This window comes from Kitasatospora sp. GP30 (genome assembly GCF_029892145.1).
Lineage (GTDB): Bacteria > Actinomycetota > Actinomycetes > Streptomycetales > Streptomycetaceae > Kitasatospora > Kitasatospora acidiphila.
Window position 1 is genome coordinate 53711 of record NZ_JARZAH010000043.1, and the last position, 9231, is coordinate 62941.

At 65.7% G+C, this 9231-nt stretch carries 8 protein-coding genes, 1 tRNA gene and 1 pseudogene; 4 read left to right on the plus strand and 6 right to left on the minus strand.

Features of this window, described 5'->3' with window-relative positions; genetic code table 11:
• Window positions 1-294: 294 nt before the first annotated feature.
• On the plus strand, window positions 295-498 hold the full coding sequence (locus P3T35_RS34790; RefSeq protein ID WP_101380426.1) for a cold-shock protein: 204 nt from the start codon (window positions 295-297) through the stop codon (window positions 496-498).
• 64 nt (window positions 499-562) lie between these two features.
• Here the strand turns inward: P3T35_RS34790 and P3T35_RS34795 are convergent, their stop codons facing one another.
• Window positions 563-859 (minus strand): DUF3303 family protein, encoded by a 297-nt coding sequence (locus tag P3T35_RS34795; RefSeq protein ID WP_101380427.1) that lies wholly within the window; start codon window positions 857-859, stop codon window positions 563-565.
• Window positions 860-2052: 1193 nt separating this feature from the next.
• Between P3T35_RS34795 and P3T35_RS34800 the strand changes: the two genes are divergently transcribed.
• Window positions 2053-4641 carry a tetratricopeptide repeat protein gene (locus P3T35_RS34800; RefSeq protein ID WP_101380428.1) on the plus strand — a complete coding sequence of 863 codons (2589 nt, stop codon included), beginning with the start codon at window positions 2053-2055 and terminating at the stop codon, window positions 4639-4641.
• Between the two features lie 119 nt (window positions 4642-4760).
• On the opposite strand, the gene P3T35_RS34805 is transcribed toward P3T35_RS34800, so the two are convergent.
• From P3T35_RS34805 to P3T35_RS34815, 3 genes are all read right to left on the minus strand, one after another.
• A complete protein-coding gene (locus P3T35_RS34805) occupies window positions 4761-5516 on the minus strand; it encodes a hypothetical protein (protein WP_101380429.1) in 756 nt (251 codons plus the stop codon).
• A gap of 3 nt (window positions 5517-5519) precedes the next feature.
• Window positions 5520-5801 carry a hypothetical protein gene (locus P3T35_RS34810; protein ID WP_280709108.1) on the minus strand — a complete coding sequence of 94 codons (282 nt, stop codon included), beginning with the start codon at window positions 5799-5801 and terminating at the stop codon, window positions 5520-5522.
• Between the two features lie 461 nt (window positions 5802-6262).
• A tRNA-Lys gene (locus tag P3T35_RS34815) sits at window positions 6263-6335 on the minus strand.
• Between the two features lie 197 nt (window positions 6336-6532).
• Between P3T35_RS34815 and P3T35_RS34820 the strand changes: the two genes are divergently transcribed.
• Together P3T35_RS34820 and P3T35_RS34825 are read left to right on the plus strand one after the other, a co-directional pair.
• Window positions 6533-6838 carry a hypothetical protein gene (locus tag P3T35_RS34820; protein WP_101380431.1) on the plus strand — a complete coding sequence of 102 codons (306 nt, stop codon included), beginning with the start codon at window positions 6533-6535 and terminating at the stop codon, window positions 6836-6838.
• 132 nt (window positions 6839-6970) lie between these two features.
• Complete coding sequence (locus P3T35_RS34825) at window positions 6971-7840, plus strand: DUF3592 domain-containing protein (protein WP_143676803.1); 870 nt, start codon at window positions 6971-6973, stop codon at window positions 7838-7840.
• Between the two features lie 43 nt (window positions 7841-7883).
• Here P3T35_RS34825 and P3T35_RS34830 read toward each other — a convergent pair whose 3' ends face one another.
• Both P3T35_RS34830 and P3T35_RS34835 read right to left on the minus strand, forming a co-directional pair.
• Entirely contained in the window at window positions 7884-8714 is an 831-nt protein-coding gene (locus tag P3T35_RS34830) for a TIGR02452 family protein (RefSeq protein ID WP_101380433.1), read from the minus strand.
• A 145-nt stretch (window positions 8715-8859) separates the two neighbouring features.
• Window positions 8860-9231 (minus strand): annotated as a pseudogene (locus P3T35_RS34835) (RNA helicase); the annotation flags it as partial.

Here is a 9231-nt window from a genome sequence, read left to right on the forward strand (position 1 = left end):
CGTCCGCCTCCCGCCCCGGGGCTACGGGCGGGCGTCGCGTCGCAGTTATCCACAGCCTGTGGGGAGGCACGCCGGACATTCGGCGAGGGATCCGTGCGCATAGCCTCCGTGCCGCGGGGTCCGCCCGGGTGTAGCGTCGTAGCTAGAGCAGTCGTGGTTCCGAAGTCGTTCGCCCGCGGTGGTTGCCGCGGGCGTTTTGCTGCCCAGCGCATGCCTCTCCGGACCTTGGCGATCACCTCCGCATGGGCCCGCGATCGTGCAGGTCCGGCACCCGCCTCGAACAGGAGACAAGCAATGGCTACCGGAACCGTGAAGTGGTTCAACGCTGAGAAGGGCTTCGGCTTCATCGAGCAGGACGGTGGCGGCGCCGACGTGTTCGCCCACTACTCGAACATCGAGGCTCAGGGCTTCCGTGAGCTCCAGGAAGGCCAGAAGGTGTCGTTCGATGTCGTGCAGGGCCAGAAGGGCCCGCAGGCGGAGCACATCCGCCCTGCCTGACACCTGACGCAGAATGGCCCGCACCCCGGCATCGGGTGCGGGCCATTCGTCGGTGTGGTCAGGCTCAGCTCGCCCCGACCTTCTGCAAGCCGGCTTGGACCTCGTCGAAGTTCATCACCGGCATGAAGGCCACCTTGGCCCCAAGGTCCTGGAAGAACGGCTCAGCGACGGTCGGGATGTCGGACGGCTCGTCGAGCTCGAAGACGACGTAGGCGGTGCGCAGCCCGTCCTTCGTTCCGAAGTACGCAGCCTCCGGCTTGATCCGCTCGAAGACCGACTTCATGGTGTGGGCCAGTGTCTTGCCTGTGATCGCCTTGTTCGCCTTCTCGGTGTCCATCTGGACCGTCAGCAGCACCCTCATGGTCGTTCCACCTCTGGTTGGCGTTCGGCACACACGTGCCTCCTTCAGATCGTGGCCTTGATCCGCGGCCCCGGCGGCCGGGGTAAGGCATCAGAGGGACCATCAGGTCGCAGGCGCGGACTCTGACTGCGGCATTCGCCGGGCCGGCGGAGGCTCGGCAGCGAGTACGCCGACGGCTTCCGGGGCAGCTTCCGGGACACCCGGGACACGAAAAAGCGCCCCACCGGCAGCCGAAGCCGCAGGTGGGGCGCTTGTGATTCCGGTGGGCCGCCAGGGGCTCGAACCCTGAACCTACGGATTAAAAGATCAAGTCGGATCGTGATCCGGCGGGTTGCGATCACTTACTTAGTGATATTCCTGCAGCTTGCCGGCCTGCGCTACGATTGTCCGTCCAGCATCCGGCGCTTGGTGCCGCGCGGTCCGCTCACGCATCGTTCACGCAGGCGGCGGTCTGATCCAAGTCTGACGGGTCACCGGTATCCACTGATCGCCAGAAGCGGTCACGTAGCCCTGACCCGCGACTACGCGCCCCGGCATGGTGGCTCCAGTTAGCCTGGCGGGGTCGAGATGCAGCGGTGGGCACGCGCAGATCTCCCTTGTTCCACAGGCATCAGACCTTCAACGCCGACCACTTGCCTCGGGTCATCTGACTGCCGTTCAGAGTTCTTGCGCGAGATGTCATCGAGCACCGGTACCGTAAGTCGCAACAGTCGCCGAGGCTACAGGCGATCATTGGGAGCGCCTGCCAGGAAGCCTGCAGCGAGACACCCGAAGCGGTGGCAGGGGGTTAAATGTCGAGCATCGCGAAGAGAGGCACTGCGGCAGCGCTGACCGCTGTAGCAGCGGCAGCTACCGGAGTCGTCACCAACATCGCCACCAACGGCGCCGCGTGGAGTTGGTGGGCCGCCCTCATCGTCCTGGTGACAGTAGGAGCCGCCCTCGAGTACTACCTCAGCCGACAGCCCGATGAGAGCGGGCAACATACGGTGGCCGCGCTTGGGGCCGGCTCAGTCGCAGTCGGCGGCTCCTCTCACGCTTCGATCAAGACAAAAGTGCATACCCCATCCACCGCGACTCCAATGTCGCCAACCCAGGGCACGGTTGCACTGGGTGCGGGGGGAGTGGCCGTGAGAGGGGATGCGGCCGCTCCGATTGAAACCGAAGTGGGCAGCGAGCTCGGAGGACAGTAGCTGATGCGTCGCCAGACCACGGAGGCTGGAGCCGAGAGCGCGGTAGCCGTCGGAAACGACAACCGCGGCGTGATCCTCACCAGTCCGACGTTCGAGTTCAATGTTGCCGCTCCAGCTGAGCCCCGCGCATCGGTCCCCCGGCCACAACTCCTTCCACCACACGCCTCTGACTTCACAGGACGTGAGTCCGAGATAAGCGCTCTTAAGCATCAAATCGCATCTACTGACGCGAGTCATCCGCCTGTGGTGTCTGTGATCACGGGGAAGCCAGGCGTCGGCAAGACTACTCTCGCAGTCCACCTCGCCTATGATGCACGCGACGGATATCCCGACGGCACCCTCTACGCAGACTTACGAGGTGCAGACGAGCGGCCAGCAGCCCCAGAAGAGATCACGGGTCGCTTTCTGCGAGCCTTAGGCGTGCCTGAACAAGATATCCCGACGGACCCCTATGCTCGCCTTGACACATATCGCCGGACCGTGGCAGACCGTCCCCTCGTCATCCTGTTGGACAATGCGAGCGGTGAACTCCAAGTCCGGCCGCTACTCCCGCCCGGCAATTCCGCACTTATATTGGTAACCAGCCGAAGCCAGTTGCGCGGACTGGAAGGGGTGCTACGGACTGATCTCGACGTTTTCCCCACTTCAACTTCACTCCAATTTCTCAAGAATATTCTGGGCAACGCCGCTGTCGAAGCGGATTTCACCAGTAGCCAGGAAGTGATCGACGCCTGCGGCCATCTGCCTCTTGCCCTGCGCATTGCAGCCCTCAGAATGTCGACCACACGACACATGCGCATGGCCGACCTCGCCGCCGAACTTCGCGATCAGCGTCGCAGGCTCGAGTCTTTGGAGGTCGGCGACCTCGCAATATGCACAGCCTTCAACCTTTCGTATCGAAAGCTGGGAAAGGGAGCAAAGAACGCTTTTAAGAGGCTCTCGCTAGTACCTGGCGCAGACTTCGGAGTAGGCCTATGCTCAGCCCTAATGGATTGCGATGAACGACAGGCGAAGAAGCTTCTTACTAGGCTGTCGGATGCCAACCTGATCGAGCCAGCTGCAACTTTCGATAGGTTCAGGTTCCACGACCTACTGAAGGAATACTCTCGCAATAAGGCAGAGGATAATCCGGCAGAGAATAGCGAAGCCGCAATGCGGCGGATGCTGGACTGGCTGAAGAACTCGGGCATCAGAGCACATTTTTGTCTCATTAGCCAGGTGGACAAGCTGGGCTCTCACCCAGTGCGATCCGCCGAGATCGATTCAGTGGAGTCCGCCAGGGCCTGGATTGACACCGACCTGGCAAACGCGGTGGCGGCGATTCCATTGCTCGGCGCGCTGAACCTTCACGAACTGGCAAGCCAGCTTTCAGCCTCCCTGAGTGAGATTTGTGAAATCACTGGGAACTGGCAGAAATGGGAGGATGTCATTCGCCTTGGATTGGAGGCTGCCGAGACAGCTGGCGAGCCGCTAGTCGAGGTCATGCTTATGGGCGCAAGGGCTAACCTATACCGCTATCGGCGTGATTTTGAGCGCGCACTTGAATCTGCCCGAGCAGTCTATGCCCGCGCTATCGCTACTGGCAATGAGCTCGCAATTGCCACAAGTGCTAACCTTCTGGGATGCCTACTAGTGGACTGTGGTTCACCCGAAGCGGGCATGCCGTTCCTTGAGCAGAGCCTGGCGACATATCGAAGGCTAGGCAACAAGCATGAGATCGCGAAGGTTCTCTACAACCTCGGAACAATACACCGGGCCGCCGGAAATCTCGATGAGGCAATTGACCTCTTCGAGGAGGACTTGAAAGTCTGCAGGGAAATGCGCGACGAGTCCGGGGCTGCGGAAACCCTCAACACCCTCGCCCTCGCCTATAGCGAAGTAGGAAGGTTCGAGAAGGCCGAGGAGCTTCAACGAACCTCGCTCCAAATCTTTGAGAAGATCGGAAACCCGCACAAGATAAGCATGGTATGTAACGACCTGGCGCTAACTCTGAGGCATCAAAACCGGCCAGAGGAGGCCCTGGCCCTGCATCTGGAAGACATTGAAAGATGCAGGAGGAATGGCAATATTTCAGGCGAGGCCCTGGCCGAGGCCAACGCCGCCGAGGCCTTTCATATACTTGGAAATCCCCAAGAAGCCGAGTCTCGATTCAATTCAGCAGTATCAGCTCTTGCCGAATTGAAGGATGATCTTCGGCTCGCACGCACCCTAATCGGCCAGGTACAATACTTCTTTGCCAATGGCAATACAAGCGCAGCAGAGGAATGTGCCAATACAGCCACCGCACTACTAACCGCCCGAGGCGAACTGCGGGACGTAGTCGCTTTGCATCAAGTACTCGCCAGGGAATATTCCACGATCGCAGATCATGAGAAGTCGCTAACTCATGCCCGTGAAGCGATCAGAGTCGGAATGCCACTCGCCTCACCTTATCTGCGAGCCAACAGCTATGCTATGGCACTCGTAGCAAGCACACATCTCGGTCAGGGTACCGAGGCTCGGGAACATGCCAGGAGCTTGCGATCTCTTGCCGCAAAGTATCCCGATCTCGGGGAGGCCATCGCCAAGGCATACGGGGACCTCCTCGACTGAGGTCCTCGCACATTCTCAATGGCCATACAACTACTCAGTTGTGGTCCGCTGAGGCGGCCTCCACGATGCTGCTCCTCGCCGCGGCCCGGGCCGAACAGACTGCCAACTGGCTTGGTATCTCAGTCCTCTTCCAGAAGCTTCGCCGCGGCGTGCGGGTCCATGACGGTGGACCACGCCTGCTCGGCGGGCAGGAGATGCCGACCCGGCAGGGCGTACTCGGGGAACCAGGAGGCAGGGTCACAGCCGGGCACGTGCCGCAGGACGACGGCCGCGAGGTCATCAGGGACGGAGCCGGTGATGCGCACAGCGACGTACGTCTCGTGGCCGTCGTCAGCACGAACCAGGACGCCGAGTCGGAACGTGGGGAAGTCGGTGGCGTGCTCATGACCGTCGTGCAATGACCCGCGGGTGAGGTCTTGGACCTCGGCGACAAGACGGCGGACCAGCCGAGTGCCGACTTCGAGGCGGTGGCGGTCGTAGTCGTCCTGAGTGGGGAGGAGGTGACCGACGTGGGTCTTGCCAGTCAGAGGCTTTGGATGTACTGCGTTGTACCGGGCACGGGCCGCGTTCGCGTCGGCTTCGAGCGCAGCATAGAAGTCCTCCGACGAGCCGTCCTCGCGCTGACCGGCCGCGACGAGCCACGGCTGGTCCTCGTCCAGCCAGAGCGCACCCCGCCAGCGCTGGACCTTGACCTTGAAGAGCAGTTCGTCGTCAATCGCACGGATTCGCTCGTGAGAGGCGTGGTCGTCTGCGAACTGCTCCCGAGCTTTGCCCAGGAGCGGATGATCGATCTCGTCGAGCGGTTCGCGGGCCGAGGGTAGCGGGAGCTTGAGATCCTCACGCAGCGTGCGCAACGTGGGGCGGGGAGGCTGCATGCGTCAGTCGTCCTCGCCGGTCCCGCCGAGTTCCTTGATCCGCTCGGGAGACAAGCCAGTCAGCAGCGAGACGCTTGAGCCCATGCTGCCGTCGAGCTTGCGCATCTTCTCGATCATGCTCGCCCGGACCTCTTCCCGGCGAAGCTCCAGGTAGGCGCGCACTGCCTCGGCGACCAGGTCCTTCTTGGTCATGCCGAGGAAGTGCGCACCATCGGAGATCAGCTCGTCGACAGCCGCGTCAACCTTCAGCGGCGCAGTCGTCCGGGCCCGAGTCACATCAGCCACAGTCACGGTATCCATCTCCTGACCATCGGTACCCCATGGTACTCGTACCTATTGCTTCTGGTCCACGATGACTGTCGACAGGGCCGGATCGAGCGGCGGGTCGATCCCACCGAGCGTCAAATGACCCTTTAGGCAACGTCACTGATCAGCCATCTGCCGGCATCGCCGCCCACCTCGCGCCCCCGAGACTGACTGGACAAGCCTTGGCCAAGCCAAATTCCAAGCCCGCACGCTCGCCAGCAATCCCGCACCCGCCATCGACAAGGCGCTGAGCTGCAGAAATAGCGAGATTAGGGTCAGCGATCGAGACCGAAGAGCACAGCGGGAGCCGACACCTCGAAGGACCCATGGTGCTATTACGGACAAATCGGCCAGGCGCAGCCTTGCCAGCACTTGAAACAACGAGCGCCGAGAATGACAAAAGACCAGGTCAGTGGCTATCTGACCTGGTCTTTCGGGGGTGGGCCGCCAGGGGCTCGAACCCTGAACCTACGGATTAAAAGTCCGCAGCTCTGCCGATTGAGCTAGCGGCCCGGTGGCCGGGCGCGGTACCGGGACGGTACGCGTCGGCCGGGACGATCCTACCGGGTGGAGGGCGGCGATTGGCCAGTGGTTTGGGGGCCGTGCCCCGGGCGATGGGCGTCGGGGGTGCGGCGGGGGCGGGTTAGGGTCGAACGGACCGGGGTCGCGAGGGGCCCGGTCCGAGTGGATGACACCGAAGGAGCGCAGCCATGCCCAGGATCCCCACTGCCGCGATCGCCGCCACCGGGCTGATCGGTGGCTACAGCACCGCCCGCTTCACCGGGAAGCGGCCGCTCGGGGGCGCCGTGCTGGCGGCGGCCGGTGCCGGTGCGGCGTACCAGTGGCGACGGGCCGCCGGGACGGGGGCGGCGGCCGGGCTGACCGGTCTCTACCTCGCCGCGTTCGGCGGCTCGCACCCGCTGGCCAAGAAGATCGGCGCCTGGCCGTCGGTGCTCGCGGTGACCGGTGTGGTCGCGGCCGCCTCGGTGCTGACGGAGCGTCGGCTCGCACGCTGAGCATCCGGCGGTCGCGGGTGACAGGAGCCCGGGAACTGGGCAGGATCACATTACGGCTACCGAGGTGGCCGAGCGGATGACGGGGAGTCACTGAGAGGGTCGAGGCGCGGCGACGAAGTCGGGGGGACGACGATGAGCCATGTCAGCCACGGAGTGTCGCTGTACTGCTGGTGGGCGGGTCTGGTGGTGCTGGTGATCGGGGTGCCGGCGGTGGCGCTGCGGCTCACCCGGTTCGCCCGGCTCGGGACCGAGGTGCGGGGCACCGTCACCGAGGTGCGGCTGTCGCGGTGGCACGACGCGGACTCGGTCCACCTGGTCGTCCGGTTCACCGATCCGGCCAGCGAGCGCGAGGTGGTCAGCCGGCCGGCCTGCGGGCGGGTGCCGCTGGCGGGCTGGCCGGGCCAGACCGTGGCCGTCCGGTATCTGGCGGACGATCCGGAGCGGTTCCAGGTCGGCCCGCAGACCAGCGTGCTGGACGCCGGGCTGACCAGCCTGCTGCTGATGACGGTGGGTTCGGTCGCCCTGGTGCTGACCCGGTGGACCGATCCGGACGCGATCGCCACCAGCGGGGTGCTGGCCGGCTCCGCACTGGCGCTCGGCAGTGCCGCGCTGCTGAACCGCCGGGCGGGGCGGCGCGAGCAGCGGGCCAGGCTGCGCAACCGGGGCGTGGTCGGCCCGGGGCGGCTGGTCGGCAGCTACCTGGTGGACGGCGGCGCGGACGGCGCGCACCGCTACCACCCGGTGGTCAGCTTCGCCTCGGTCGGCGGCGAGCGGATCACCGGCGTCGACCTGTCCACCCACAACCGGCACGGCTACCAGGCCGACGGACGGGTGGTGACGATCCGTCATCTACCGCAGGATCCGCTGCTGTTCCGGGTCGACAGCCTCTCCCGGCCGTCGGCCGAGCGGGCCGCCCTGACCACGGCCACGGTCGGCCTGGTCGCGATGCTGGCCTGCTGCGGTGCCCTGATCACGGTCGGCGAGACGCTCACCAGCCACTGACCGGGCCAGCCCAGCCGTCGGCCCACTCGGCTCAGCCGGTCGGTCAGCCGCCGAACCGGGCCGTGAACGCGGCCCGGTTGGCCGACTGCGGCGAGCGGTCCCAGACCGCGAACACCACCCGCTGGAGCGCCGAACCGTGGCTCGCCAGTGCCGCCGCGAAGGCCTCGGCCACCTGTACCGGGTCGTTGCGGAACACCCCGCACCCCCAAGCCCCCAGGACCAGTTGCCGCACCCCGTGCTCGGCGGCCACCGCCAGCACCCGGTGGGCCCGCTCGGTCAGCAGCTCCGCCAGCTCGGCCGGCGAGCTCTGTGAACGCAGCTGCAGCTGACCGGCGTTGGGGGCCGGCGAGGTCAGGAAGTCGACCCGGTACGGCTGGGCGAGCAGCTCACGGTGCTCGTCGCGGATCACCGGCACCCCGGGCGTGAAGATCACCCGGTGGCTGTACCGCAGATCGCTGGAGGCCCGGTGCTCGGCGTAGTAGTCCGGCGCGCCCAGCAGACAGGAGTAGAGCAGTGCGCTGCGGCACAGGTCCTCCTCCTGGGCCCGGGCGCCCCGCAGGTAGCCGCCGCCGGGGTTGCGCGCCGAGGCGAAGTTGAGCACGCCGACCGCTGCCTCGTCCCCGTGGTCCCGCACCAGCCGCCCCGCGGCCGCCATGCTGCCCTCTGCGGTGACCTCGACGACCGGCGCCCCGGAGCGGCCTGAGGGGTCGTCAGCGCCGGCGCCGGTCCAGTCCGGCGCATAGCTGACGGTGCCGTCCTGGGCGGCCGCCAGCCAGTCGCGGATCACCACCTCGGTGCCGTCCGCCGTCCGATAGCTTCCCCGGCCGGCGATCTCCTCGTTCCGCCTGGCCAGGTCGCTCAGTCTGCTGCTCATCCGCCGACCGTACGCCGCCGCCCGCGCCCGCCGCCAACGGATATGGAAACGGGCGGGGGAGGGAACGACGGCGGAATGCGGGAAGGCCCGCCCCACCGGAGTGGAGCGGGCCTTCAACACCCGTCAGCGGCAAGCCGACCGGGCGTCAGTTCTTCCAACGCGGCTTGCGGTCACCGCCGTTGTTGTCACGGTCGCCGAACGAGCGGTCCCCGTAGGAGCGGCCGGCGCGGTCGCCGTACCCGCCGCCCTGCGGACGGCCGCCGGAGCGGTGGTCGTCCCGGCGGGAGAACGGACGGCTGCTGCTGCTGCTGCCACCGCCGCGGTTGTCGCGGTCACCGAAGGAACGCGCCGGACGGTCACCGAAGGAACGGCCACCACGGTCGTCACGGTCACGACCGCCACCACCGAAGCCCCGGTTGTCACGGTCACCGAAGGAACGCGCCGGACGGTCACCGAAGGAACGGCCACCACGGTCGTCACGGTCACGACCGCCACCACCGAAGCCCCGGTTGTCACG

Excerpts from the sequence above, each read along its gene's own strand:
- P3T35_RS34790 (WP_101380426.1), top strand. The coding sequence starts at position 295 with ATGGCTACCGGAACCGTGAAGTGGTTCAACGCTGAGAAGGGCTTCGGC.
- P3T35_RS34795 (WP_101380427.1), bottom strand. The coding sequence starts at position 859 with ATGAGGGTGCTGCTGACGGTCCAGATGGACACCGAGAAGGCGAACAAG.
- P3T35_RS34800 (WP_101380428.1), top strand. The coding sequence starts at position 2,053 with ATGCGTCGCCAGACCACGGAGGCTGGAGCCGAGAGCGCGGTAGCCGTC.
- P3T35_RS34805 (WP_101380429.1), bottom strand. The coding sequence starts at position 5,516 with ATGCAGCCTCCCCGCCCCACGTTGCGCACGCTGCGTGAGGATCTCAAG.
- P3T35_RS34820 (WP_101380431.1), top strand. The coding sequence starts at position 6,533 with ATGCCCAGGATCCCCACTGCCGCGATCGCCGCCACCGGGCTGATCGGT.
- P3T35_RS34825 (WP_143676803.1), top strand. The coding sequence starts at position 6,971 with ATGAGCCATGTCAGCCACGGAGTGTCGCTGTACTGCTGGTGGGCGGGT.
- P3T35_RS34830 (WP_101380433.1), bottom strand. The coding sequence starts at position 8,714 with ATGAGCAGCAGACTGAGCGACCTGGCCAGGCGGAACGAGGAGATCGCC.